We start from the raw sequence: 25390 nt of genomic DNA on the forward strand, positions 1-25390 counted from the left end.
ACCGTTCACCGAAATGTCACGAGGGGGATCTCGTCCCATGCTGTTTCTCGTTGCCGCGCTCCTGCTGCTGGGCGTAGTCATGGGCACCGTGGCCCACGCGCCGCTCGGCTTCACCGTCGTAGCCGCCGTAGTGATCGCCGCCTGGCTGGCCGTCTTCGCGCTCCGCGAGCGCCACGCCCGCCGCCACTGACCGCGCACGCCACTGACCGCGCACGCCACCGACCGCGCAGGGAGTAGACCCACCATGCAACTCACCGCCCCGACAAGCACCCGTACCGTCCGCCGGGACGCCGACGGCATGGCCGTGGCGTCCTTCATCCTCGGCCTCGTGGGCCTGCTGGTCCTCAACGTCTTCCTGGGCCCGACCGCGATCACCCTGGCGGCCGTGGCGCTCTGGCGCGGCACGCAGCGCCGGGGCCGCGCGTATCTGGGCCTGACCCTGGGAGTCGCCGACCTCGTGGTCCTCCTGGCCTTCATGCAGGCGGACGGCACGGTGTCCTGGAGCTTCTGACACCGGCCCGGCCGGGGGCGGTCGCCCGCACCGACCTGCCCCGCGTCCGCACACCGGCAGGGCCCGTAGAATCGGGCTCACCATGGCTTACCTCGACCACGCCGCGACCACGCCGATGCTCCCCGAGGCAGTCGAGGCACTCACCGCGCACCTCACCGTCACGGGCAACGCCTCCTCCCTCCACGCGGCCGGCCGTCAGGCCCGCCGCACGGTCGAGGAGTCGAGAGAGGCCCTCGCGGAAGCGCTCGGCGCCCGCCCCAGCGAGGTCGTCCTCACCTCCGGCGGCACCGAGGCCGACAACCTCGCGGTCAAGGGCCTGTACTGGTCCCGCCGGGACGCCGACCCGGCCCGCACCCGGGTCCTCGCGAGCCCCGTCGAACACCACGCCGTGCTCGACGCCGTTCACTGGCTCGGCGAACACGAGGGCGCCACGGTCGAGTACCTCCCGGTCGACGAGTACGGCCGGGTCCACCCCGAGGCCCTGCGCGAGGCCATCGCCCGCAACCCCGACGACGTGGCCCTGGCCACCGTCATGTGGGCCAACAACGAGGTCGGCACGGTCCTGCCGGTCCGCGAACTCGCCGACACCGCCGCCGAGTTCGACGTCCCGCTGCACGCCGACGCCGTCCAGGCATTCGGCCAGCTCGACGTCGACTTCGCCGCGTCGGGACTCGCCGCGATGACCGTCTCCGGCCACAAGATCGGCGGGCCCTACGGCATCGGCGCGCTGATCCTCGGCCGCGACCACACCCCCGTCCCCGTCCTGCACGGCGGCGGCCAGGAGCGCCAGGTCCGCTCCGGCACCCTCGACGTCCCCGCCGTCGCCTCCTTCGCGGTGGCGGGCCGGCTGGCCGCCGAACAGCGCGAGTGGTTCGCGCGGGAGATCGGCGCCCTGCGCGACGAGCTGATCCGGGCCGTCCGCACCGCCGTCCCCGACGCGATCCTCGGCGGCGACCCGGTGGACCGCCTCCCGGCCAACGCCCATTTCCTGTTCCCCGGCTGCGAGGGCGACTCCCTGCTGCTCCTGCTGGACGCCCAGGGCATCGAGTGCTCCACCGGCTCCGCCTGCACCGCGGGCGTCGCCCAGCCCAGCCACGTCCTGTTGGCCACCGGCACCGACCCGGACCTGGCCCGCGGCACCCTCCGCTTCTCCCTCGGCCACACCTCCACGGAGGCCGACGTCGAGGCGGTGGCCAAGGCCATCGGCCCGGCGGTGGAGAGGGCCCGTGCGGCGGGGCTGACATAAGGCGCCGAACGCAGGCCGATCCGGGCCTGAACGTCATCACGCAGATCTTCGTCCTCGCCGCGGCCCTGATCCACCTCGTGGTCGGCATCCTGGAGCGCTTCTCGATCGTCTCCGCCCTGGTCTTCGCCGTCTCCTTTCCGCGTCTGTGGAGGGGCGCGCTTGGGCAAGGGCTGGCACCCGCCGTCGCCGGGCCTCAGGCCGTCGCCGTGCGTGCCTTGCGGACGAGCTTCATGTACCGGTCCCAGTCCCAGTGCTCGCCCGGGTCCGTGTGGTCCGTGCCCGGAACCTCGACGTGGCCGATGATGTGCTCGCGGTCGACGGGGATGTCGTAGCGGGCGCATATCCGGGCCGTGAGCCGTGCCGAGGCCTCGTACATCTCGTCCGTGAAACCCTCCGGGCGGTCCACGAAGCCCTCGTGCTCGATGCCCACACTGCGTTCGTTGTAGTCGCGGTTGCCCGCGTGGTACGCCACGTCCAGCTCGCGGATCATCTGCGTGACATGGCCGTCCTTGCGGACGATGTAGTGCGAGGCCGCTCCGTGCTCCGGGTCCTGGAACACCTGCACCGCGCTGTCGAAGCTGCCCTGGGTGACATGGATGATCACCATGTCGACGCCGTAGTCGTCGGGCCGGTCCGCGCGCCGCCAGTTCGCGTCCGACGCCGCCACCCAGCGCGCGCCGGCGAAGTCGACCTCGCCCTCCTTGCGCGGCTTCTCCACGCCGGGCATCCGCCACCACAGCCGCCCCAGCTCGTCGCGCGCGAGCACCGCCGTGCCCACCGCGGCCGCGGCGCCGCCGATCAGCAGCGCCCGCCGCCCGATGCGCCGGTCCGTGTCCTTGGATGCCTTCTCCGCCCCCATGTGATCGTCAACGGATACCCGGCGGCCCCGGTTCCCGCGGACCCGTACTCTTGAAGAGTTATGACTGACACCCCGCAGCGCCCCCTCCGTGTCCTCGCCGCCATGTCCGGAGGCGTCGACTCCGCCGTCGCCGCCGCCCGCGCCGCGGAAGCCGGCCACGACGTCACCGGTGTCCACCTCGCACTCTCTGCGAACCCGCAGTCGTTCCGCACGGGCGCCCGCGGCTGCTGCACCATCGAGGACTCCCGCGACGCCCGCCGCGCCGCGGACGTCATCGGCATCCCCTTCTACGTCTGGGACCTCGCCGACCGCTTCCGCGAGGACGTGGTCGAGGACTTCGTCGCCGAGTACGAGGCGGGCCGCACCCCCAACCCCTGCCTGCGCTGCAACGAGAAGATCAAGTTCGCCGCGCTGCTGGACAAGGCGCTGGCCCTCGGCTTCGACGCGGTCTGCACCGGCCACTACGCCAAGGTGATCGTGCGCGAGGACGGCTCCCGCGAGCTGCACCGCGCCTCCGACATGGCCAAGGACCAGTCGTACGTCCTCGGCGTCCTGGACGACCGGCAACTCGCGCACGCGCTCTTCCCGCTCGGCGACACCGTCACCACGAAGGACGAGATCCGCGCGGAGGCCGAGCGCCGGGGCCTGGCGGTCGCGAAGAAGCCCGACTCCCACGACATCTGCTTCATCGCGGACGGCGACACCCAGGGCTTCCTGGCCAAGCGGCTCGGCAGGGCCGAGGGCGACATCGTCGACGAGTCCGGCGCCAAGCTGGGCACCCACGAGGGCGCGTACGGCTTCACCATCGGCCAGCGCAAGGGCCTGCGCATCGGCACCCCGGCCGCCGACGGCAAGCCGCGCTACGTCCTCGACATCTCCCCGGTCGACAACACGGTCACCGTCGGTCCGGCCGCCGCCCTGGACGTCACCGCCCTGCGCGCGATCAAGCCCCGCTGGTGCGGCACCGCCCCCACCGGCCGCGGCACCTACACCGCCCAGCTCCGCGCCCACGGCGGCGAGACCGAGGTCACCGCCGAACTGGTCGACGGCACCCTCGAGGTCTCCTTCACGGAGCCGGTCCGCGGCGTGGCCCCCGGCCAGGCGATCGTCCTGTACGACGGCACGCGCGTGGTGGGCTCGGCGACGATCTCGACGACCACGCGCGCGACGGCGGGCGTGGCCTGAGCGGTCGTACGACGCTCTCGGCGCCGTAGGGCTAGCCGCCGAAGTATTCCGCCAGCACCGGGCCGAGGACCTGCGGCTCGACCATGTGGGTCTGGCCCGGCAGGGAGCGGTACGAGCCCCGCGGTGCCGCCTCCGCGACCGCCTGGGCGGCCTCCCGCATCCACGCGGGGCTCGCGCCGCCCGCGATCGCCAGCACGGGCACCTCGATCGCGGCCACCCGCTCGCGCGGTACCCCGCCGTCGCCCAGCACGGCGGCGTCGTACGCGAGGCTCGGCGCCACGGCCTCCATGCCGGGCCACATCGGGGACTGGCGGGCGCCCTGGATCATCTCCTCGGCGAGCCCGGTGAGCCGGAGGAACAGCTCCACGGCGTCCCCGCGCCGGCCCTGTCCGAGTGCTTCGCCGAGCCGCTCGGTGTACTCGGCCCACGCCGCCTTCCCGCCCTCGTGCACGGCGAACGGCGTCTCGTACACGGCGACCTGACGCACCGGCAGCCCGCTCGCCGCCGCCTCCAGCGCCAGCGCGCCGCCCGAGGAGACCCCGCACAGGGCCGCCTCGCCGCCCGCCGCCTCGATTAGCGCCGCGAGATCCTCGACCTCGCGGGCCACGTCGTACGGTGCCGTGTCACCGCTCTCACCGCGGCCCCGGCGGTCGTACGTGACCACGGCGAACCCGTGCCCCGCCAGGGACTGTGCCAACGGCGCCAGCGTCGCCCCCGTCGACATCGCGCCACTGACGAGGACGACCGCCGGGCCGTCACCGGTGCTCTCGTACGCGAGGGAGGTGCCGTCGCGCGAACTGGTCTCGTGTCCCATACCCGACAGCCTGCCATCGGGCACCGGACTAATCGGTCACAACACCTCTACTTCGTAGAAGCACAGGTGGTCCTTGATCGGGGCCACGTCCGGCTTGGGGTCGGGGTACGCCCACACCAGGTCCGTGGCGTCCGGCAGCGACCAGTAGGAGGCCGTGCCCTTGAAGGGGCAGTACGTGTGCGTGTCCGAGGGCTTCAGCAGGTCCAGGCGTACGTCCTCCGGCGGGATGTAGTAGCGGACGGGACAGCCGGTCTCCCGCAGGACCAGCGGCCGGTCGGTCTCGGCGAGGATCCGGTCGCCGTGGACGACCCGTACGCGCCGCGTGCCCTGCTCGATCGTGATCGTGTGTCCTTCAGCCATGCCAGTTGGAGCGCTCGCCGGCCGCCGGTTCTTCCCGCGTACGGTGGCTCCATGCGAATCTGCGTCTTCCTCTCCGCCGCCGATCTCGACGAGCGTTACACCCGCCCCGCGCGGGAGTTCGCGAACCTGCTGGGCAAGGGCGGGCACACACTCGTCTGGGGCGGCTCCGACACCGGGCTGATGAAGGTGGTCGCCGACGGGGTGGAGGAGGCGGGCGGACGGCTCGTCGGGGTGTCCGTGGAGTTCCTGGCCGCCAAGGTCCGCCCGGGCGTCGACGAGATGGTGATCGCCAAGGACCTCGCCGAGCGCAAGAGGCTGCTCCTGGAGAAGGCCGACGCCGTCGTCATCATGGTGGGCGGCACCGGCACCCTCGACGAGGCGACCGAGATCCTGGAGCTGAAGAAGCACGGCCACACCGACAAGCCGGTCGTCCTGCTGAACACCGCGGGCTTCTACGACGGCCTCAAGGAGCAGTTCCGCCGCATGGAGGACGAGGGCTTCCTGCCCCGCCCCCTGGCCGACCTGGTGTTCTTCGCGCAGGAGCCGGTGGGGGCGCTGGCGTACCTGGAGGAGAGCCAGGGCGTGGAGTGAGGCCGCCGTGATGCGACGATGTCGGGCATGGCAACTCATGTGATCACCGGGGCCGGTTCCGGAATCGGCGCGGCCGTGGCGCGCCGGCTGCACGCGCGGGGGGACGAACTCGTGCTCCACGCGCGGGACGCGGGGCGTGCGAAGGAGCTGGCGGCCCGGTTTCCGGGGGCGCGGACGCTGGTCGGCGACCTGTCGGACCCGGACAAGCTGTCCTGGGCCTTCTCCCACCAGTCGCTTCCGGACCGGGTGGACTCGCTGCTCCACATCGCGGGCGTGGTGGACCTGGGGCGGGTGGGCGATCTGACCCCGAAGACCTGGCGCCACCAGCTGAACGTCAACCTGATCGCCCCGGCCGAGCTGACCCGGCACTTCCTGCCCCAACTGCGCGCCGCCCGCGGCCATGTGCTGTTCGTGAACTCGGGCGCGGGCCTCAACGCCCACGCCGACTGGTCCGCGTACGCCGCCTCCAAGCACGGCCTGAAGGCTCTCGCCGACTCCCTGCGGCACGAGGAGCACGCGAACGGCGTGCGGGTGACCTCCGTCTACCCCGGCCGCACGGCGAGCCCGATGCAGGCGAAGGTCCACCAGCAGGAGGGCAAGGAGTACGACGAGTCGAAGTGGATCGACCCGGAGTCCGTGGCGACCACGATCGTGATGGCGCTCGACCTGCCCCGGGACGCCGAGGTCAACGACCTGACGGTGAGGCCGGGCCGGTGACGTTTCGCTTCGCCCCCGCCACCGGCGTCGGTTCGCTGCCCGGCGGTGACGCCCGGGAGGCCGCCAAGACCGCCACCGGGTCCTTCGAGGACTTCCCGTTCCTCGCCGAGCTGCCCGCCCGGGGCCCCGGCGCCGACATGATCGGCCGTACCGCCGGAATGCTCGTCGAGCTGTACGCGCGCGTGGAGCCCAGTGGCTGGCGGATCGGGGACCGGCCGGGGCGGGACACCAAGCGGGCGCGGTCCTGGCTCGTGGAGGATCTCGACGCGCTGGAGGAGTTCACCCAGGGGTACGAGGGGCAGGTGAAGGTGCAGGCCGTCGGGCCCTGGACCCTCGCCGCCGCCCTGGAGCTCAGGAACGGCGAGGCCGCCCTCTCCGACCCCGGCGCCTGCCGTGACCTCGCCGCCTCGCTCGCCGAGGGTCTGCGCCAGCACCTCGCGGAGGTCCGGCGCCGCATCCCCGGCGCCCAACTCGTGCTCCAGCTCGACGAACCGTCCCTCACCGCCGTGCTGCGGGGCCACGTGCGGACCGCCAGCGGGTACCGGACGCACCGGGCGGCGGACCGGCAGGTCGTCGAGGCGGCCCTGCGCGATGTCATCGGGGTTCACGAGGGCGGCCCCGTCGTGGTGCACTCGTGCGCACCGGACGTCCCCTTCGCCCTGCTGCGCCGGGCGGGGGCCACGGCGATCTCGTTCGACTTCTCGCTCCTCACCGAGCGTGACGACGACACGATCGGCGAGGCGGTGGAGGCGGGCACCCGGCTGTTCGCAGGTGTCGTCCCCGGCACGGACGGCCCATTGTCAGACCCTGCCGGTAGCGTCATGGGTGTCAGGACGCTGTGGCGCAGGCTGGGGCTGCGACCGGGGCTTCTCGCGGAGTCCGTCACGGTCACCCCGGCGTGCGGACTCGCGGGCGCTTCCCCCGAGTACGCCCGCAAGGCCCTCGCCCACTGCGTCCGGGCGGCGAGATCACTCGCGGACAACCCTGAGTAACGGGAGGACAACACGGTGGCCGGCGACAAGCAAGCGGAGACGACGGTGCCCGCCGAGGCGCGGGAACAGCACGCCAAGCTCGCTGAGCAGATCGAGGAGCACCGCTTCCGGTACTACGTGAAGGACGCCCCGGTCGTCAGCGACGCGGAGTTCGACAAGCTCCTGCGCTCCCTGGAGGCGCTGGAGGAGGAGCACCCCGAGCTGCGGACGCCCGACTCGCCGACGCAGAAGGTCGCGGGCGCGTACGAGACGGAGTTCACGGCCGTCGAGCACCGCCAGCGGATGCTCTCGCTGGACAACGCCTTCGACGACCTGGAGCTGGCCGCCTGGGCCGAGCGCGTCCACAAGGACGTCGGCACCTCCGCCCACCACTTCCTGTGCGAGCTCAAGGTCGACGGCCTCGCCGTGAACCTGACCTACGAGCACGGCCGGCTCACCCGCGCGGCGACCCGCGGCGACGGCCGCACCGGCGAGGACATCACCCCCAATGTGCGCACCATCACCGAGATCCCGGACCGCCTGACGGGGGACAGCGTTCCGGACCTCGTCGAGATCCGCGGCGAGGTCTACTTCCCGATGGAGAAGTTCCAGGAGCTCAACGCCCGTCTGGTGGAGGCCGGCGACAAGCCCTTCGCCAACCCGCGCAACGCCGCCGCGGGTTCGCTGCGCCAGAAGGACCCGCGCGTCACCGCCACCCGCCCGCTGCACATGGTGGTCCACGGCATCGGCGCCCTGGAGGGCTTCGACGGCATGACGCGGCTCTCCCAGGCGTACGACCTGCTCAAGACCTGGGGTCTGCCCACCTCCGGTCACAACAAGGTGGTCGGCGACCTGGACGGCGTCCGGGAGTTCATCGCGTACTACGGCGAGAACCGCCACTCCGTGGAGCACGAGATCGACGGAGTCGTCGTCAAGCTCGACGAGATCCCGCTCCAGGGCCGCCTCGGCTCCACCTCCCGCGCCCCGCGCTGGGCGATCGCGTACAAGTACGCGCCGGAGGAGGTCAACACCAAGCTGGTCAACATCCGCGTGGGCGTGGGCCGTACGGGCCGGGTCACGCCGTACGCCCAGGTCGAGCCGGTGACGGTGGCCGGTTCGGAAGTCGAGTTCGCCACCCTGCACAACCAGGACGTCGTCAAGCTGAAGGGCGTCCTCATCGGCGACACCGTGGTGCTGCGCAAGGCCGGAGACGTCATCCCGGAGATCCTCGGTCCGGTCGTCGACCTGCGCGACGGCAGCGAGCGCGAGTTCGTGATGCCGAGCGAGTGCCCCGAGTGCGGTACGGCGCTGCGGCCCATGAAGGAGGGCGACGTCGACCTGCGCTGCCCGAACGCCCGCACCTGCCCGGCCCAGTTGCGCGAGCGCCTGTTCTACCTCGCGGGCCGCAAGTCGCTGGACATCGAGCACTTCGGGTACGTCGCCGCGGCCGCCCTCACCAAGCCGCTGGAGCCCGCGGACCCGCCGTTGGCCGACGAGGGCGATCTGTTCGACCTCACCATCGAGCAGCTGCTGCCCATCAAGGCGTACGTCCTCGACCAGGACAGCGGTCTGCCCAAGCGGGACCCGAAGACCGGCGAGGAGAAGCTCGCCATGGTCTTCGCCAACCAGCAGGGCGAGCCGAAGAAGAACGCGCTTGCCATGCTGGAGAACATCCGTGCGGCCAAGGAGCGCCCGCTCGCCCGCGTCCTGACCGGTCTGTCGATCCGGCACGTGGGTCCGGTCGCCGCCGAGGCGCTGGCCCGGGAATTCCGCTCGATCGAGCGGATCGAGCAGGCCAGTGAGGAGGAGCTGGCCGCCACCGACGGGGTCGGCGGGATCATCGCGGCCTCGCTCAAGGAGTGGTTCGCCGAGGACTGGCACCAGGAGATCCTCCGCAAGTGGAGAGCGGCCGGTGTCCGGATGGAGGAGGAGGGCTCCGGGGAGGACCAGGGCCCACGCCCGCTGGAGGGCCTCACCGTGGTGGTGACCGGCACGCTGGAGCACTTCACCCGGGACGGCGCCAAGGAGGCGCTGCAGACCCGCGGGGCCAAGGTGACCGGTTCGGTTTCGAAGAAGACGTCTTTCGTCGTCGTAGGCGACAATCCCGGGTCGAAGTACGACAAGGCGATGCAGCTCAAGGTCCCTGTTCTGAACGAGGACGGCTTCAACGTCCTGCTGGAGCAGGGTCCCGAGGCGGCGGCCGGCGTCGCGCTTCCGACCGAGGAGTAGCGGACAGCAGCGGTTGAAGGCCACCCGATCGGCGCATACCAGATGCATACGGGTGGCCGGGGCGCATTCGGGCAACCGTCGACGACCGCTGCCCGTGGAAGCCTTCTGCGGCCTACTGTTGAGATGTGCGCCTGCCGTGCCCAGCTGCGGTTGGGGCATTCCCTTGCTCTTGGTGAGCCGGGGGAAGGGTTTTCCAACGCGGTGCCGCCCGGGTTCGTCGGGGGCGGGACCGCGTGGCGTGGGCACCGCCGGCAGTGAGAGGGACGGGAATGGAACCGAGCGAGAGCGCCGCCCCGGACTCACGGCTGCTCCTGCGCCGGGTCACCGGCGCCTGGCGGGCGAGCCGCCGGTCCGGCCGGGCCGCCGGGCGCCCGGGCGCCGCGGGGCGCCCCACCGGGCCGCTCACGGCGGCGGACGGCCGCTCCGTCATCCCGCTCAGCACCGAGCACCTGTCGGGACTGCCGGACGGCGAGTCCGACCGGCACCTGTCCTGGCCCGCGCTGCCCGCGGCCGTCGTGGCGGCGGCCGGCTTCGTGCTCGGCGCCGGGTTCTACCGCGCCTTCACCGGCGGCCACGCCCTCTTCCCGTCCGGCACCGTCGGCTGGTCGCTGGCCGTGCTCACCGGCGTCATCGTCGGCCATCTCGTCGCCCTCGGCCGCGCCCGCTGGTGGGGCGGCACCGGCTCCGGCGCCGCCCTCACCCTCGCCGTCCTGATGCTCTACGGCTGGGTGCCCGCCGGGATGGTCAGCCTCACCGTCGTCGTCCTGGTCGGCGCAGCCCGGCGCCACCGCTGGCGGCAGGGCGTCCTGCACGGCTCGGTGGACATCCTCGGCATCGCCGCCGGCGCCCTGGTCCTCGCCGTGTTCGGCCGGGTGCCGTCCGTCGAGGAGCCCTGGAACCCCGACACCTGGACCTTCTACACCGCCCCCGAGGTGGTGCTGGTCGCCGCCGCCTACCTACTGGTCAGCCGCACCCTGCTGTGGTACCTGCACGCCCCGCGCGCCACGGGCCTGCCCACCGTCGCCCGCACCGCCCTGGTCAGACAGGGCCTGGTCGCGGTCGCCCTGCTCGGCATCGCCCCACTGGTCTGCGTCGTCGCCATGGCCAAGCCGGTGCTGCTGCCGCTGTTCTCCATCCCGCTGATCGCCCTCGACTCCACCCTGTGGATAGCCCGGGCCCGCGCCGAGGAGCAGCTGCGCGACCCGCTGACCGGGCTGCCCAACCGGCAGTGGCTGCTGGAGCGGATCTGGACCGCGCTCGACGACGCCGAGCGGATCGGCGCCCGGTCCGCGCTGATGCTGATCGACCTGGACCGCTTCCGTTCGGTCAATGACACGCTGGGCCATCTCGCCGGTGACCGGCTGCTGCTGCAGATAGCCGACCGGCTCCGGCTGGCGCTGCCCCGCGGGGCCGAGGCCGCGCGCCTGGGCGGCGACGAGTTCGCCGTCTTACTGCCGGTCGCCGACTCCACGACGTCCGCGACCCGCGTCGCCCGCAGTCTGGTCGCCGACCTCAGCTCCCCGCTCGACCTCGACGGTCTCACCCTGGTCCTGGAGGCCAGCGCCGGAGTCGCCGTCTTCCCCGACCACGCGCTGGACGCCGAGGGCCTGCTGCGCCGCGCGGACGTGGCGATGTACCAGGCGAAGCGGGACCGCACGGGCGTGGAGGTCTACGAGTCCAAGCGGGACTCCAACACCCCGGACCGCCTCGGCCTGCTCGGGGACCTCAGAAGGGCCCTCGACGCGCACGAGGTGCAGCTGCACTACCAGCCCAAGGTCCGCTTCGACGGTCAGGTGGCGGGCCTGGAGGCCCTCGTCCGCTGGGTGCACCCGGAGCGCGGGAAGGTGCCGCCGGACGAGTTCATAGCCATCGCCGAGTCCTCCGGGCTGATGCCCTACCTCACCGAGTACGTCCTGGAGACGGCCCTCGGACAGGTCGCCAAGTGGCGGGCCCAGGGACTGCACGTCCCGGTCGCCGTCAACGTCTCCCCGCGCGACGTCCACACCCCCGGCTTCGCCGGATCGGTCGCCGCCCGGCTCGCCCGGCACGGCGTCCCGGCGGGCGCGCTCCAGCTGGAGATAACCGAGCACGTCCTCCTGGAGGACCCGCAGCGCGCCGCCGACACCCTCGCGGGCCTGACCGGGCACGGCGTGAAGATGTCCCTGGACGACTTCGGCACCGGCTACTCGTCCCTGGTGCACCTCAGGCGGCTCCCGGTGAGCGAGCTGAAGATCGACCGCTCGTTCGTGGCCCGGCTCGCGGTGGACAACGAGGACGCGGAGATCGTGCGCTGCACGGTGGACCTCGCCCACTCGCTCGGCCTGCTCGTGGTCGCCGAGGGCGTCGAGGACGACGAGACCTGGGAGCGGCTGCGCGATCTGGGCTGCGACGCCGTACAGGGCTGGCTGGTCGCGGCGGCGATGCCGCCCGAGGAGACGACGGCGTGGCTGCGGGCCCGGGGTTCGCGGGGCTGGCAGCGACCGGCGGCGGCCCTGCCCGCCGCGGCGGCGGACGATCCGGGCCGGCTGAACTAGTACGGCCACGGCCTCCGGGGAAACCGTTTCACGGGCATGGGTCCCCGCCCCATAGGATTGGGGCCACACCACACGCACTCACCCCAGAGGATCGCTGCATGCCTGGCATCACGCGCGAGGAGGTCGCCCACCTCGCCCGGCTGGCGCGTCTGGAGCTGAAGCCCGAAGAGCTCGAGCACTTCGCGGGACAGCTGGACGACATCATCGGCGCGGTCGCACGCGTCAGTGAGGTCGCCGACCAAGACGTACCGCCGACCTCGCACCCGCTCCCGCTGACGAACGTCATGCGCGCGGACGAGGTCCGTCCGTCGCTCACCCCCGAGCAGGCGCTCTCCGGCGCCCCGGCCCAGGAGCAGCAGCGTTTCAAGGTGCCGCAGATCCTGGGGGAGGACTAAGAAGCCATGACGGACATCATCAAGCTCACGGCCGCCGAGACCGCCGAGAAGATCGCCTCCGGCGAGCTGACCGCGGTCCAGGTCACCGAGGCCCACCTCGCCCGTATCGAGGCCGTCGACGAGAAGGTGCACGCCTTCCTGCACGTCGACCGCGAGGGTGCCCTCGCGCAGGCCCGTGCCGTCGACGAGAAGCGGGAGCGGGGCGAGAGGCTCGGCCCGCTGGCCGGTGTGCCCCTCGCGCTGAAGGACATCTTCACCACCGAGGGCATCCCCACGACGGTCGGTTCGAAGATCCTCGAGGGCTGGATCCCGCCGTACGACGCGACGCTCACCAAGCGGCTGAAGGCCGCCGACGTGGTCATCCTCGGCAAGACCAACATGGACGAGTTCGCCATGGGGTCCTCCACCGAGAACAGCGCCTACGGGCCGACCGGCAACCCCTGGGACCTCACCAGGATCCCCGGCGGTTCGGGCGGCGGTTCCTCCGCGGCGCTGGCCTCCTTCCAGGCCCCGCTCGCCATCGGCACCGACACTGGCGGCTCCATCCGTCAGCCGGCCGCCGTCACCGGCACGGTCGGTGTGAAGCCGACGTACGGCGCGGTCTCCCGCTACGGCATGGTCGCCTTCTCCTCCTCCCTCGACCAGGGCGGCCCCTGCGCCCGTACGGTCCTGGACGCGGCCCTGCTGCACGAGGTCATCGCCGGGCACGACCCGATGGACTCCACCTCCATCGACGCCCCGGTCCCGCCGGTCGTCGAGGCCGCCCGCAACGGCAGCGTCGCGGGCATGCGCGTCGGTGTCGTCAAGCAGTTCCGCGGCGAGGGCTACCAGGCCGGTGTCATCCAGCGCTTCGACGAGTCCGTCGAGCTGCTCAAGGAGCTGGGCGCGGAGATCGTCGAGCTGGACTGCCCGTCCTTCGACCTCGCGCTCTCGGCGTACTACCTGATCGCGCCCTCCGAGTGCTCCTCCAACCTCGCCCGCTTCGACGGCCTGCGCTACGGCCGGCGCACCGGCGACGACGGCACGCACTCCGCCGAGGAAGTCACCTCCCTCACCCGTGAGGCGGGCTTCGGCCCCGAGGTGAAGCGCCGCATCATGCTCGGCACGTACGCCCTGTCCAGCGGCTACTACGACGCCTACTACGGCAGCGCCCAGAAGGTCCGCACCCTCATCACGCGGGACTTCGAGAAGGCGTTCGAGCAGGTCGACGTGATCGTCTCCCCGACGACCCCGACCACCGCCTTCGCGATCGGCGAGCGCGCCGACGACCCGATGGCGATGTACCTCGCGGACCTGTGCACCATCCCGACCAACCTCGCGGGCAACGCGGCCATGTCGCTCCCGTGCGGTCTGGCCCCGGAGGACAACCTCCCGGTCGGCCTGCAGATCATCGCCCCGGCACTGCAGGACGACCGCCTGTACAAGGTGGGCGCCGCGGTGGAGGCCGCCTTCGTGGAAAGGTGGGGGCACCCGCTTCTTGAGGAGGCTCCGTCGCTGTGAGCAAGCTGTCCAAGGCCAAGGACTTCAAGAAGTCCAAGTCCGGTACCTACCTGTCCATGGCCGCCACCGCCTTCGGCGCGTTCGGCGTCGCCAAGCGGCTGAAGAAGGCCCGCGCCGAGAAGGACACCCTGGTCCTGATCGACGCCACCGTGTCCGCCGCCGCGATCGTCACCGGCCTCGCCATCCTCTACCGCGAGCTGAAGCGGCTGGGCGACGACGACGTCCTGCTGGGCTGAGAGGGAAGTTTCACCGTGACCACCACGACCGACCTGGTGTCGTACGAGGACGCGCTGGCGTCGTACGACCCCGTCATGGGCCTTGAGGTCCATGTCGAACTCGGCACCAAGACCAAGATGTTCTGCGGCTGTTCGACGGCCCTCGGTCAGGACGCCAACACCCAGACCTGCCCGGTCTGCCTCGGCCTGCCCGGCGCGCTCCCGGTCGTCAACGCGACCGGCGTGGAGTCGGCGATCAAGATCGGTCTCGCGCTGAACTGCGAGATCGCCGAGTGGTGCCGCTTCGCCCGGAAGAACTACTTCTATCCGGACATGCCGAAGAACTTCCAGACCTCCCAGTACGACGAGCCGATCGCCTTCAACGGCTACCTCGACGTGCAGCTGGAGGACGGCGAGACCTTCCGGGTGCAGATCGAGCGCGCCCACATGGAGGAGGACACCGGCAAGTCGACGCACGTCGGCGGCGCCACGGGCCGGATCCACGGCGCCTCGCACTCGCTGCTGGACTACAACCGCGCGGGCATCCCGCTCATCGAGATCGTCACCAAGCCGATCGAGGGCGCGGGCGAGCGGGCTCCCGAGGTCGCGCGGGCGTACGTCCGTGAGCTGCGCGAGCTCATCAAGGCGCTCGGCGTCTCCGAGGCCCGGATGGAGATGGGCCAGATGCGCTGCGACGTGAACCTGTCGCTGCGCCCGAACGGCACCGAGAAGTTCGGCACCCGCTCGGAGACGAAGAACGTCAACTCGCTGCGGTCCGTGGAGCGCGCGGCCCGTTTCGAGATCATGCGGCACGCGGCCGTGCTGTCCTCCGGCGGCACGATCGTGCAGGAGACCCGCCACTTCCACGAGGACACCGGGTCGACGACCTCGGGCCGCGTGAAGGAGGAGGCCGAGGACTACCGGTACTTCCCGGAGCCCGACCTCGTCCCGGTGGCGCCCTCGCGCGAGTGGGTCGAGGAGATCCGCGCGGCGCTCCCCGAGCTGCCGCTGGTGCGCCGCAACCGGCTGCGCGAGGAGTGGGGCATCTCCGCCACCGAGATGCAGGCGATCCTCAACGCCGGCGCGCTGGACCCGATCGTCGCCACGATCGACGCCGGTGCCGACGCGGCCTCCGCCCGCAAGTGGTGGATGGGCGAACTCGCCCGCAGCGCCAACGAGTCGGGCAAGTCGCTGGACGAGCTGTCGATCACGCCGGTCGAGGTGGCCCGTGTCTCCGAGCTGGTGGCGAAGGGCGACCTGAACGACAAGCTGGCCCGGCAGGTCATCGAGGGCGTCCTCGCGGGCGAGGGCACCCCGGACGAGGTCGTCGACAAGCGCGGTCTGAAGGTCGTCTCCGACGAGGGCGCCCTGACGACGGCCGTCGAGGAGGCCATCGCCGGCAACCCGGCCATCGCGGACAAGATCCGCGGTGGCAAGGTGGCCGCGGCCGGTGCTCTGGTGGGCGCCGTCATGAAGGCGACCCGGGGCCAGGCCGACGCGGCGCGCGTCAAGGAGCTGATCCTGGAGAAGCTGGGCGTCAGCGAGGGCTGAGCCCACTCGCCGGTACGGCCCCGGAGGCACGTCCTCCGGGGCCGTCGCCGTACCTACCCACGGCGTCCCACGAGCCGTACGAAGCCCAGGGTGCGGCCCTCGTCCGCCCGCAGCATCCCGGCGACCTCGCGGGACATAGCGCAGTGGGACTCCTGCCCGCTCTCCTCGGCGACCACCTCGCACCCCAGGAGCCAGTCCCGCCAGCCGTCGTCGAGCCAGTCGGCGGTCTCCACCTCGACGGCCCCGCTGCGCGTCCAGTGCCGCCGCCACCAGGCGGGGGAGTGGAACGCCCAGAACGCCGGGTCCCAGAAGGGCTTGAGGTGTTCGGGAGGCTCGGCGCCCTCGAACTCCTCCCGCAGCGCGGGGACGACCACCCCGACCTGTCCGCCCGGCTTCAACAGCCGGGTGAGGGTGGGCAGATAGAGGTCGTCGGTGCCGAAGTGGTGGAACGCGTCGATGCTCACGATCGCGTCGAAGCAGGCCTCGGCGAACGGCAGGTCGTGCGGCCCGGCGCGTACGGGCAGCACCCGGTCGGCGAAGCCGGCCTCGGCGACGCGGCGGGCGTTGTCGTCGGGCGCGATCCACGGATCGGCGGCGGTGACCTGGGCGTCGTACTCCCTGGCCAGGAAGACCGAGGTCGTGGCCCGGCCGCAGCCCAGGTCGAGCACGCGGGCGCACGGGCGCAGGCCGTCCAGGCCGAGAGCGGGCGCGAGCCACTCCAGCAGCCACAGGGCGTTCGGGCCCCTCTGGTTCTGGACCACCCAGCGGGCGTCGTAGGCGTTGCTGCGCGGGTAACGGGCGTGGGTCAGGCGCTCGGTGAGGTCGTCCTCTGGCATCGGGAACGGGCTCCTTGAGTCCGGGGAAGCGCAAAGGGATACGGAGCGGCGCGCCCCCACGCTCAACGCGCGGTCGGATGCTCGACAAGTGGTCGTACGCTCGACCAGTGATCCGGCGCTCAGCAAAGGGCGCTACGCTCGCCCGTCATGAGTGGACGCCCCGATTCCGAGAACCCCGCGGACATAGCCGAGGCGGACGAGGTGCACGACGCACGGCGAGCCCGCTGGACCGCCGTCGCGGTCGGCGCGCTGCTGACCCTGGCCGGCCTCGCCGCCTCCACACTCCGCGCCACCGGGCCCGCCCCGGCCCTCGTCCCGGCCGCCTACGCCCTCGGCGCCGGTGTCTGCGGCCTCGCGGCCCTCCTCGGCTCCCGCGGGCGGACCCGGCGCGCGCTGTGGCTGCTGATCGCCGGGGTGACGGTGATGGCGTTCGGGGACCAGTTCGACTGACGTGACAGAGCGGTCGTTACTGTCCTGTGATCTGCCTCCCACTCCTGTGAATAAGCCCACGAACGCATCAAAGGATCACTTTCGCCTGCAAGAGTGGTCCTCGCATTGCTCATGCGTTCTTTGCGGGCTGTTCACCTCATGAACGACAACTCCCGGTCAAAGATCCATAAATCGGAACTCCTGGGAGCACGTTCGTGGCAGCCCTCGCACGCTGGTGTGTCCAGCGCCGCCTCGTCGCCGTACTGCTGTGGCTCCTCGCTCTCGGCGGGGTGAGCGCGGGCGCCGTGATCGCGGGCACCGCGTACTCCAACGACTACGACGTCGCCGGCACCGAGTCGGGCCGCGCCACCCAGCTCCTGAAGGACGGCTTCCCGGGCCTCGGCGGCGACAGCGACACCGTCGTCTGGCACACCGACTCCGGCACGGTCCGCGCCGCCGACGTCCAGCAGACGATGACCCGCACCCTGGAGGAGATCGCCGAGCTGCCCGGCGTGGCCTCGGTGACCGGCCCCTACGACGGTCACGGCGCGTCCCAGGTCAGCGCGGACGGACGTACGGCCTACGCCACCGTCACCTTCGACGACAGTGCCGAGAACATCGACCGCGCCGAGGCACAGGCCGTCGTCGACACCGCCCTGGCGGCCGAGGCCGACGGGCTCCAGGTGGAGCTCGGGGGCACCGCCGTCGGGCTCACCGAGTCCTCCGGCGGGCATCTCGCGGAAGTGGTCGGGGTGGCCGTCGCCGCCGTCGTGCTCTTCCTCGCCTTCGGCTCGCTCGCCGCCTCCCTGCTGCCCATCGCCACCGCCCTGGTCAGCGTCGGCACCGCCTACGCCGGGACCGTGCTGCTCGGGCACGTCATGACCGTCGCCGACTTCGCGCCCATGCTCGGCATGCTGGTCGGTCTGGGCGTCGGCATCGACTACGCGCTGTTCATCGTGACCCGGCACCGGCGCGGTCTGAAGCGCGGACTGCCCGTCACCGAGTCCATCACCAACGCCGTCGCGACCACCGGACGCGCCGTCGTGTTCGCGGGTGCCACCGTTTGCATCGCCCTGCTGGGGATGCTGATCCTGCGGCTCAACTTCCTCAACGGCGTCGCGATCGCCGCCTCGCTCACCGTGGTGCTGACCGTCGCGGCCTCCGTGACCCTGCTGCCCGCCCTGCTCTCCTTCATCGGGATGCGCGCCCTGAGCCGCCGCGAGCGGCGCCGGCTGGTCGAGCACGGGCCCGAACCGGAGCTGCCCACCGGGTTCGCCGCCCGCTGGTCGGCCTTCGTCGAGCGCCACCCCAAGCTGCTCGGCGCCCTCGCCCTCGTCGTCATCGCGCTCCTCGCCCTGCCCACGCTCTCCCTGCGCCTGGGCACCTCCGACCAGGGCAACAACCCGCAGACCGCCACCACCCGCCAGGCCTACGACCTCCTCGCCGACGGCTTCGGCCCCGGCGTCAACGGCCCACTGACCCTGGTGACGCAGGTCGACGGCGGCGACGACAAGCTCGCCCTGGACAACCTCGACACGGCGCTGAAGTCCACCGAGGGCGTCGCCTCGGTGACGCCGGTCACCTTCAACTCGGCCGGAGACACCGCCTACCTCACGCTCGTCCCCGCGTCCTCGCCGCAGTCCCAGCGGACGAGCGACCTCGTCGAGCGGCTCCGCTCGGAGGTGCTGCCCCGAGCGGAGACCGGCACCTCGCTCGATGTGCAGGTCGGCGGGGTGACGGCGGGCTACGACGACTTCGCCGACGTCATCGTCGGCAAGCTGCCGCTGTTCGTGGGCGTCGTCGTCGGCCTCGGCTGTCTTTTGCTCCTGCTCGCCTTCCGGTCCATCGGCATCCCGCTGAAGGCCGCCGCGATGAACATCGCCGCCGTCGCCGCCTCCTTCGGCGTCGTCGTCGCGATCTTCCAGTGGGGCTGGGGCAGCGAACTGCTCGGTCTCGGCCGCGCCGGGCCCATCGAGCCCTTCCTCCCCGTGATCATGGTGTCCGTGCTGTTCGGGCTCTCCATGGACTACCAGGTGTTCCTGGTCAGCCGGATGTACGAGGAGTGGCTGGAGACCGGCGACAACCGGCGGGCGGTGCGGATCGGCCTGGCCGAGACCAGCCGGGTGATCAACTCCGCCGCGGTCATCATGATCTCGGTTTTCCTCGCCTTCGTGCTCAGCGGCGACCGGGTGATCGCCATGTTCGGCATCGCGCTCGCCGCCGCCGTCGCCCTGGACGCCTTCGTCCTGCGCACCCTGCTCGTCCCCGCCCTCATGCATCTGCTCGGCGGCGCCAACTGGTGGCTGCCCCGCTGGCTGGACGCCCGGCTGCCGCGGATCAGCATCGAGCCGCCCGAGGCCCGCGCCGCCCATGAGAGGCTGGCCGACGTCGTGGTGGAGCTCGAGAAGGAGCAGCGGGACGATGTACGCGATATCGCTGGGTGACGACGGTGCGGAACTGCGTCCGCTGGAGCCCTGGCACGCCGAGGAGTTCCTCGCGCACCTGGAACGGGGCCGGGAGTTCATCAACCAGTACGTGCCCTTCGCCTCCAAGGCCCAGGACGTCGCCGGCGCCCGTGAGGTCCTCCAGCGGTACGCCGACATGCGCGCCGCCGACACCGGGTCCCTGCACGGGCTGTGGCAGGACGGCAAGCTCGTCGGCGGGGTTCTCTTCCTGAACTTCGACGCCGAGGCCCGCAACTGCGAGGTCGGGTGCTGGCTGGAGCCCGCGGGCACCGGACGAGGGCTCGTCACGCGCGCGATGCGGGTGCTGCTGGACCACGCCTTCGACGAGCGTGGCATGCACCGCGTGGAGTGGCACGCGGCGGCGGCCAATGTGCCCAGCGTCAACGTGGCCCGGCGGCTCGGCATGGCCCGGGAGGGCGTGCTGCGGGAGAACTACCCCCACCGCGGTGTCCGCCACGACACCGAGATCTGGGCGATCCTCGCCCCCGAGTGGCACGAGGCACGCGCGCGTACCGCTCACAGCGCTCCTTAAGAAACCTCTCAGACAGCCTCCGTACGGTGCGACACATGGGAACGAAGACAGTGGACGAGACGAAGACCGCCGAGGAGCAGGAGGCCGTCGAGGCCACCGAGCCCGCGGACGTGACCAAGACCGACGCCGAGATCCTCGAGAACGGCGACGACCTCCTCGATGACGACGAGCGGCTCCAGGACACCCGGGAGGGCTCCTCCTTCGTCGGGCAGGGCGCCGCCGCGGTCGTCTCCGCGGCCCTCGGCCTGGTGTCGCTGACCGGCGGCTGGATCGGCACGGTCGCCTCCGCGCGCGAGACCCTCATCGGCCAGCTGGAGACCTCCTCCAGCGCGACCGTGGCCCAGCAGGTCAAGGAGGTCTACGGCGACGCCTGGCAGACCACCGCCCTGTGGGCGGGACTGTTCGCGCTCCTGGGCCTGATCGTGGGCGTGTTCACGCTGGCCCGGCCCGCCTTCGGCGCCCCCGGCAAGCCGCAGCCCGTGTGGATCAAGTCGGTCGCCTGGGCGGGCGTCGCACTCGGCGTGATCGGCCTGCTGATGGCCGTACTCAAGTACACCGACGTGCTGCTCGGCCTGCCCTCCACCAGCTGAGTCACCGCAGGTCCTGAGGGGTCTTAGGGCATCCGTGAGTACCTTACGGAGGCTCTGAGGCCCCTCACGCGCGTCTAAGGCCCCGCCCACCGCCGAAGATGCGGAACTCTCCCGATGTGGCGCAGCCCCCTGGGAGACGAGAGTTGAGGCATCGCAGAAAGCGAAGCCTTCGAAACCAACTCTCAGCAGGGGACACCATGTTCGAGTACGAGCTCCACCACCTCCGTTCCGCCGAACTGATCCGCGAGGCCCAGAACGAGCGTCTGGCCCGCGAGGTCGTCCGCACGCGCCGCGCCGCCCGCCGGGAAGCCGCCCGACGGGCCGCCGAGGGCGAGGTGCATAGCTCCCGCCTCGGCCGGCTGCGGACCACCCGCGCCGCATGACCGCCGGGGGACTGGGTGCGGGGCCACCGGTGAAAACCGGTGCCCCGCCGCCGGAGCCGCGTGCGATGCTCTGGCCCGTGGAGACCCAGTCCGTCAGCCCGGTGTTCGTCGGTCGCGCCGACGAGTTGCAGACCCTGAACGACGCGCTCGCCCGCGCTGCCGCCGGGGGCACCTCCCAGGCTTTCGGCACTGGGGGAGAGCCGCAGGCGTTGCTCGTCGGCGGTGAGGCCGGGGTCGGCAAGACCCGCCTGGTCGAGGAGTTCGCGAGCGCCGCCGCCCGCGACGGTGCCGTCGTCGCGCTCGGCGGCTGTGTGGAGATCGGCGCCGACGGACTGCCCTTCGCCCCCTTCTCCACCGCCCTGCGCGCCCTGCGCCACGAACTGCCCGGCGAAGTGGCCGAGGCCGCCGCGGGCCAGGAGGAGGAACTGGCCCGGCTGCTGCCCGAACTCGGCGAGACCGGCTCCCAGCGGTACGACGAGAACGGCATGGCCCGCCTCTTCGAACTCACCGCGCGACTGCTGGAGCGGGTCGCCGCCGACCGCACCGTGGTCCTCGTCCTGGAGGATCTGCACTGGGCCGACGCCTCCACCCGCCACCTGCTCGCCTATCTGCTGCGCACCCTGCGCACCGGCCGCCTGGTCGTCCTCGCCACCTACCGCTCCGACGACATCCACCGACGCCACCCGCTGCGCCCCCTGCTCGCCGAACTCGACCGGCTCCGCACGGTCCGCCGGATCGAGCTCGCCCGTTTCAGCCGCGCCGAGGTCGGCCGTCAGATCGCCGGGATCCTGGCCGGCGAACCCGACCCCGGCACGGTCGACGAGATCTTCGAACGCTCCGACGGCAACGCCTTCTTCGTCGAGGAACTCGCCGTCGCCGCCCACGAGGGCTGCTGCACCGGGCTCACCGACTCCCTGCGCGATCTGCTCCTGGTGCGGGTCGAGGCGCTGCCCGAGAGCGCACAGCGGGTCGCCCGGATCGTCGCCGAGGGCGGCTCCACCGTCGAGTACCGGCTGCTCGCCGCCGTCGCCCGGCTCGCCGAGGACGACCTCATCGAGGCGCTGCGGGCCGCCGTCAACGCCAGCATCCTCACCCCCGCGCCCGCCGGCGACGGCTACCGCTTCCGCCACTCGCTGGTCCGCGAGGCCGTCGGCGACGACCTGCTGCCCGGCGAGCGCTCCCGCCTCAACCGCGCCTACGCCGAGGCCCTGGAGACCGATCCGAGCCTCGTGCCCGCCGACGAACGCGTGATGCGGCTGGCCAGCTACTGGTACCACGCCCACGACCCCGCCAAGGCCCTGCCCACCGTCCTCGACGCCTCCGTCACGGCCCGCCGCCGGCACGCCCACGCCGAGCAACTCAGCCTCCTGGAACGCGCGATGGAGCTGTGGGACACCGCCCCTGAGGAGGTCCGGGCGACCCTGCGCCCCCTCGACTACGCCGAGGCCTATCCGCCCTGCGGCTGCGACCCCGCCACCACACCCCTGCGCTACCTCGACCTGATGGCCGAGGCGGCCGTCGCGGGACGGCTGTGCGGGGAGCGGGAACGCGCGCTGAAGATCACCAAGCGGGCGCTGCACCTGCTGGACGGCGAGGCGGATCCCCTGCGCGCCGCCTGGTTCTGGATCCAGCGCTCACGGCTGGTCCAGGCGCAGGCCCGCGGCGACGGCTGGCAGGAGATCGCCACGGCGCAGGAACTGGTCCGCGGGCTGCCCCCGTCCGAGGTGCACGCCGAGGTGCTGGCCACGGTGGCCGGCTGGGCCATGGTCCACTCGCCGGGGCCGGAGGCGATGACCGCGGCCGAGCGCGCCGTCGAGTACGCGCGCATGGTGGGCGCCACCGACATCGAGCTGAACGCCCGCCTCACCCTCGGCGGGCTGCTCGTCGACGCCGGGGACATCGACACCGGGCTGGCGGTGATGTCCGAGGTCCGGGAGCAGGCGGTGCGTGCGGGAGCGCCGTCCGTGCTGGGCCGCAGCCACATCAACCTGGCGTCCGCCCTGGAGGGCATCGGCCGTTCCGAGGACGCGGTCGGCGTCGTGCGCGAGGGCCTGCGGCTCGCCCAGGAGCGAGGGCTGCGGGACTCCGAGGCCTGGCTCTGGGCCAACCTCGGCGAGGCGCTGATCTCCCTGGGCTCCTGGGAGGAGGCCGTTCAGGCGGCGGTCACCGCCCAGCGCACGGGACAGGTCGCCAAGCCGCGCGGCTGCGCCGCCCACTGCCTGGGCACCCTCGCCCTGGCCCGCGGGCAGGTCGAGGAGGCGGCCCGGCATCTGGCCTACGGCCGCGCCGCCTACGGCACCCACGACCCCATGCCCCAGAACGACCTGCCCCTGTCCCGGCTCGCCATCGCCCTCGCCGCCGCGGAGGGCCGTCTCCCCGACGCCCGCGCCGAACTCGCGCGCACCCTGGAGACCGACTTCCAGCCCGGCACCCAGCGCTACGCCTGGCCCCTGCTGCTGGCCGCCGCCACCGCCGAGGCCGACGCCCGGGACCTGCCCGCCGCCGCGCAGGGACGCGGCGAGACCCTGGAACGCCTCTTCGGAGCCGTGAAGACCCTCACCACCGACGCCCCCATCTGGTACGCCCACGACCAGTGGGTCCGCGCGGAACTCCGGCGCGCCGAGGGCCACGCGCCCCCCGATCTCTGGTCGACGGTGGTCACCGCCTTCGAACAGCTCCAGCGCCCCTACGACCTCGCCCGGGTCCGCCACCGTCTCGCCGAGGCCCTGCTGACGGCCGGCGGCGAGGACGACCGGGCCGCCGCCGCGGAGCTGCTCCGCCTGTCCCACGCGGTCGCCGTCCACCTGGGCGCCCGACCCCTGGCCGACGAGACCGCCTCCCTCGCCCAACGCGCCCGCCTCCCCCTGACCCCCGACGCGCCCCGCCCCGACGCCGACCCCCTCGGCCTCACCACCCGGGAACGGGACGTCCTCCGTCTGGTCTCGGCGGGCCGCACCAACCGCCAGATAGCCGAGGAACTCTTCATCTCCCCGAAGACGGCGAGCGTCCACGTGTCCAACATCCTCGGCAAGCTCGGTGTCTCGGGCCGCGGCGAGGCGGCGGCGGTGGCGCATCGGCTGGGGTTGTTCGCGATGGGGGACGGGGAGCGGCTGGGGGCGGGATAGTAGGGCAGGCCACCAGGGAGGAGCCGTGGTGTACCAGCTCGAGTACACCGAGCGCGTCGCAGCACAGCGAGACGCGCTCCCCGAGGACCGACGCAAGCTCCTGGAGCGCGGCCTCCTGTCCGTGGCGATCCTCGACCGGTCGCTGATAGAGGACGAGTAGGCCCTACTTCACCCGCACTTCCAGGATCCGGTCGTCGCCGTCCTTCGGGTCGCCTCGGCCGTCGGTGTTGCTCGTCGTCAGCCACAGTTTGTCGCCGCCCGCCGCGACCACCGTGCGCAGGCGGCCGTACTCGCCCTCCAGGAAGGGCTGGGGGTCCGCCGAGGCCTCCGTGCCCTTCAGGGGGACGCGCCACAGGCGCTCGCCCCTCAGGCCTGCCATCCAGATCGAGCCCTCGGCGTAGGCGATGCCGCTGGGGGAGGCCTCGTCGGTCCTCCACTGCGCTATGGGGTTGTGGTAGGCCGGGTCGTCGGACTTGCCCTCGGCCTCCGGCCAGCCGTAGTTGTCGCCCGGCTTGATCGCGTTCAGCTCGTCCCAGGTGTCCTGCCCGAACTCCGCCGCGAACAGCCGCTGTTTGGTGTCCCAGGCCAGGCCTTGGACGTTTCGATGGCCGTAGGAGTACACAGGGGAGTCGCCGAAGGGGTTGCCCGGGGCGGGTTCGCCCTCCGGGGTCATGCGCAGGATCTTGCCGCCCAGGGAATCCTTGTCCTGGGACAGGCCCGTGTCGCCGCTCTCGCCCGTGCCCGCGTACAGCATCTTGTCGGGGCCGAAGGCGATCCGGCCGCCGTTGTGGATGAAACCCTTGGGGATGCCCCTGAATATCGTGTCGGGCGCGCCGAGTTGCTCGCCGGCCGGCTTGTCCTCGTCGAGGAGCATGCGGACGATGCGGTTGTCCGAGGCCGAGGTGAAGTAGGCGTAGACCATGTGGTCCGAGGCGTAGTCCGGGGAGAGCGCGAGGCCCATCAGGCCGCCCTCACCCTCGGGGGAGACCCCGGGCACCTCGCCCACCTCGGTCTTCTTGCCGGTCTCGGGGTCGACCCGGGTGATCGTGGCCTCGTCGCGCGAGGAGACGAGCAGGTCGCCGTCGGGCAGCGGGGCCAGGCCCCAGGGTGTCGCGAGGCCCTCGGCGACGGTGCGCACCACCTCGGCCGAGCCCTTGGCCGGCGGGGTCTCCTCGGTCGCCCCCGACGAGGACGGCGCCGCCGAGGTCGTATCCCTCGACGCCGTGCCGTCACCGCCGCCCGACGATCCCCCGTCCTCGTCGGAGGAGCACCCCGCCGTCAGCAGGAGTGCGGCCGCGGCCAGTACGGCCGTCACAGCTCGACGTTGCACGATCTTGGTCCCTTCGACGCGG

General features: G+C 72.2%; 25 protein-coding genes. 20 read left to right on the top strand and 5 right to left on the bottom strand.

Features of this window, described 5'->3' with window-relative positions; genetic code table 11:
• Positions 1 to 37: 37 nt before the first annotated feature.
• From AC068Z_RS31265 to AC068Z_RS31275, 3 genes are all read left to right on the top strand, one after another.
• On the top strand, positions 38 to 190 hold the full coding sequence (locus AC068Z_RS31265; RefSeq protein WP_451721770.1) for a hypothetical protein: 153 nt from the start codon (positions 38 to 40) through the stop codon (positions 188 to 190).
• 54 nt (positions 191 to 244) lie between these two features.
• A complete protein-coding gene (locus tag AC068Z_RS31270) occupies positions 245 to 511 on the top strand; it encodes a DUF4190 domain-containing protein (RefSeq protein WP_478563127.1) in 267 nt (88 codons plus the stop codon).
• A gap of 82 nt (positions 512 to 593) precedes the next feature.
• Positions 594 to 1757, top strand: coding sequence for a cysteine desulfurase family protein (locus tag AC068Z_RS31275; protein ID WP_478563130.1), 1164 nt, complete (start codon positions 594 to 596; stop codon positions 1755 to 1757).
• A gap of 193 nt (positions 1758 to 1950) precedes the next feature.
• Here AC068Z_RS31275 and AC068Z_RS31280 read toward each other — a convergent pair whose 3' ends face one another.
• On the bottom strand, positions 1951 to 2616 hold the full coding sequence (locus tag AC068Z_RS31280; protein ID WP_478563133.1) for an N-acetylmuramoyl-L-alanine amidase: 666 nt from the start codon (positions 2614 to 2616) through the stop codon (positions 1951 to 1953).
• 60 nt (positions 2617 to 2676) lie between these two features.
• Between AC068Z_RS31280 and mnmA the strand changes: the two genes are divergently transcribed.
• On the top strand, positions 2677 to 3801 hold the full coding sequence (gene mnmA / locus AC068Z_RS31285; RefSeq protein ID WP_478563136.1) for a tRNA 2-thiouridine(34) synthase MnmA: 1125 nt from the start codon (positions 2677 to 2679) through the stop codon (positions 3799 to 3801).
• Between the two features lie 31 nt (positions 3802 to 3832).
• On the opposite strand, the gene AC068Z_RS31290 is transcribed toward mnmA, so the two are convergent.
• Positions 3833 to 4615 (bottom strand): alpha/beta fold hydrolase, encoded by a 783-nt coding sequence (locus AC068Z_RS31290; protein WP_478563139.1) that lies wholly within the window; start codon positions 4613 to 4615, stop codon positions 3833 to 3835.
• A 36-nt stretch (positions 4616 to 4651) separates the two neighbouring features.
• Entirely contained in the window at positions 4652 to 4975 is a 324-nt protein-coding gene (locus AC068Z_RS31295; protein ID WP_478563142.1) for a DUF427 domain-containing protein, read from the bottom strand.
• A 51-nt stretch (positions 4976 to 5026) separates the two neighbouring features.
• Here AC068Z_RS31295 and AC068Z_RS31300 point away from each other — a divergent pair, with 51 nt between their 5' ends.
• The 9 genes from AC068Z_RS31300 (at position 5027) to gatB (ending at position 15678) form a co-directional block, all read left to right on the top strand.
• A complete protein-coding gene (locus tag AC068Z_RS31300; RefSeq protein WP_478563145.1) occupies positions 5027 to 5566 on the top strand; it encodes an LOG family protein in 540 nt (179 codons plus the stop codon).
• An 18-nt stretch (positions 5567 to 5584) separates the two neighbouring features.
• The gene (locus tag AC068Z_RS31305; protein ID WP_478563148.1) at positions 5585 to 6283 is read left to right on the top strand and encodes an SDR family oxidoreductase; all 699 of its coding nucleotides are present in this window, start codon (positions 5585 to 5587) and stop codon (positions 6281 to 6283) included.
• Positions 6280 to 7275, top strand: a complete 996-nt coding sequence (locus tag AC068Z_RS31310) for a methionine synthase (protein ID WP_478563151.1) — start codon at positions 6280 to 6282, stop codon at positions 7273 to 7275. Before AC068Z_RS31305 ends, AC068Z_RS31310 begins: the two co-directional genes overlap by 4 nt.
• A gap of 15 nt (positions 7276 to 7290) precedes the next feature.
• On the top strand, positions 7291 to 9483 hold the full coding sequence (ligA, locus tag AC068Z_RS31315) for an NAD-dependent DNA ligase LigA (RefSeq protein ID WP_478563154.1): 2193 nt from the start codon (positions 7291 to 7293) through the stop codon (positions 9481 to 9483).
• A gap of 269 nt (positions 9484 to 9752) precedes the next feature.
• Entirely contained in the window at positions 9753 to 12017 is a 2265-nt protein-coding gene (locus AC068Z_RS31320) for a putative bifunctional diguanylate cyclase/phosphodiesterase (protein WP_478563157.1), read from the top strand.
• Between the two features lie 98 nt (positions 12018 to 12115).
• Positions 12116 to 12412 carry an Asp-tRNA(Asn)/Glu-tRNA(Gln) amidotransferase subunit GatC gene (gene gatC / locus AC068Z_RS31325; protein WP_007384860.1) on the top strand — a complete coding sequence of 99 codons (297 nt, stop codon included), beginning with the start codon at positions 12116 to 12118 and terminating at the stop codon, positions 12410 to 12412.
• Between the two features lie 6 nt (positions 12413 to 12418).
• Entirely contained in the window at positions 12419 to 13912 is a 1494-nt protein-coding gene (gene gatA, locus AC068Z_RS31330) for an Asp-tRNA(Asn)/Glu-tRNA(Gln) amidotransferase subunit GatA (RefSeq protein ID WP_478563160.1), read from the top strand.
• Positions 13909 to 14148, top strand: a complete 240-nt coding sequence (locus AC068Z_RS31335) for a hypothetical protein (protein ID WP_478563163.1) — start codon at positions 13909 to 13911, stop codon at positions 14146 to 14148. Before gatA ends, AC068Z_RS31335 begins: the two co-directional genes overlap by 4 nt.
• A gap of 15 nt (positions 14149 to 14163) precedes the next feature.
• On the top strand, positions 14164 to 15678 hold the full coding sequence (gene gatB / locus AC068Z_RS31340; RefSeq protein WP_478563166.1) for an Asp-tRNA(Asn)/Glu-tRNA(Gln) amidotransferase subunit GatB: 1515 nt from the start codon (positions 14164 to 14166) through the stop codon (positions 15676 to 15678).
• A gap of 53 nt (positions 15679 to 15731) precedes the next feature.
• Here the strand turns inward: gatB and AC068Z_RS31345 are convergent, their stop codons facing one another.
• Complete coding sequence (locus tag AC068Z_RS31345; protein WP_478563169.1) at positions 15732 to 16514, bottom strand: SAM-dependent methyltransferase; 783 nt, start codon at positions 16512 to 16514, stop codon at positions 15732 to 15734.
• A 147-nt stretch (positions 16515 to 16661) separates the two neighbouring features.
• Between AC068Z_RS31345 and AC068Z_RS31350 the strand changes: the two genes are divergently transcribed.
• The 7 genes from AC068Z_RS31350 to AC068Z_RS31380 all read left to right on the top strand — a co-directional run bounded on the left by AC068Z_RS31350 (position 16662) and on the right by AC068Z_RS31380 (position 24198).
• A complete protein-coding gene (locus AC068Z_RS31350) occupies positions 16662 to 16964 on the top strand; it encodes a hypothetical protein (RefSeq protein ID WP_478563172.1) in 303 nt (100 codons plus the stop codon).
• A gap of 194 nt (positions 16965 to 17158) precedes the next feature.
• Positions 17159 to 19387: an MMPL family transporter gene (locus AC068Z_RS31355; RefSeq protein WP_478563175.1), complete on the top strand. Its 2229-nt coding sequence runs from the start codon at positions 17159 to 17161 to the stop codon at positions 19385 to 19387.
• Positions 19365 to 19940 (top strand): GNAT family N-acetyltransferase, encoded by a 576-nt coding sequence (locus tag AC068Z_RS31360; RefSeq protein WP_478563178.1) that lies wholly within the window; start codon positions 19365 to 19367, stop codon positions 19938 to 19940. Before AC068Z_RS31355 ends, AC068Z_RS31360 begins: the two co-directional genes overlap by 23 nt.
• A gap of 35 nt (positions 19941 to 19975) precedes the next feature.
• Positions 19976 to 20530, top strand: a complete 555-nt coding sequence (locus tag AC068Z_RS31365) for a hypothetical protein (protein ID WP_478563181.1) — start codon at positions 19976 to 19978, stop codon at positions 20528 to 20530.
• A 197-nt stretch (positions 20531 to 20727) separates the two neighbouring features.
• Positions 20728 to 20913 (top strand): hypothetical protein, encoded by a 186-nt coding sequence (locus AC068Z_RS31370; protein ID WP_478563184.1) that lies wholly within the window; start codon positions 20728 to 20730, stop codon positions 20911 to 20913.
• 65 nt (positions 20914 to 20978) lie between these two features.
• Complete coding sequence (locus AC068Z_RS31375) at positions 20979 to 24038, top strand: helix-turn-helix transcriptional regulator (RefSeq protein WP_478563187.1); 3060 nt, start codon at positions 20979 to 20981, stop codon at positions 24036 to 24038.
• A 25-nt stretch (positions 24039 to 24063) separates the two neighbouring features.
• Entirely contained in the window at positions 24064 to 24198 is a 135-nt protein-coding gene (locus tag AC068Z_RS31380) for a hypothetical protein (RefSeq protein ID WP_478563190.1), read from the top strand.
• 3 nt (positions 24199 to 24201) lie between these two features.
• Here the strand turns inward: AC068Z_RS31380 and AC068Z_RS31385 are convergent, their stop codons facing one another.
• Positions 24202 to 25368 (bottom strand): PQQ-dependent sugar dehydrogenase, encoded by a 1167-nt coding sequence (locus AC068Z_RS31385; protein ID WP_478563193.1) that lies wholly within the window; start codon positions 25366 to 25368, stop codon positions 24202 to 24204.
• Positions 25369 to 25390: the final 22 nt, after the last annotated feature.

This window comes from Streptomyces sp. NPDC043726 (assembly GCF_056436565.1).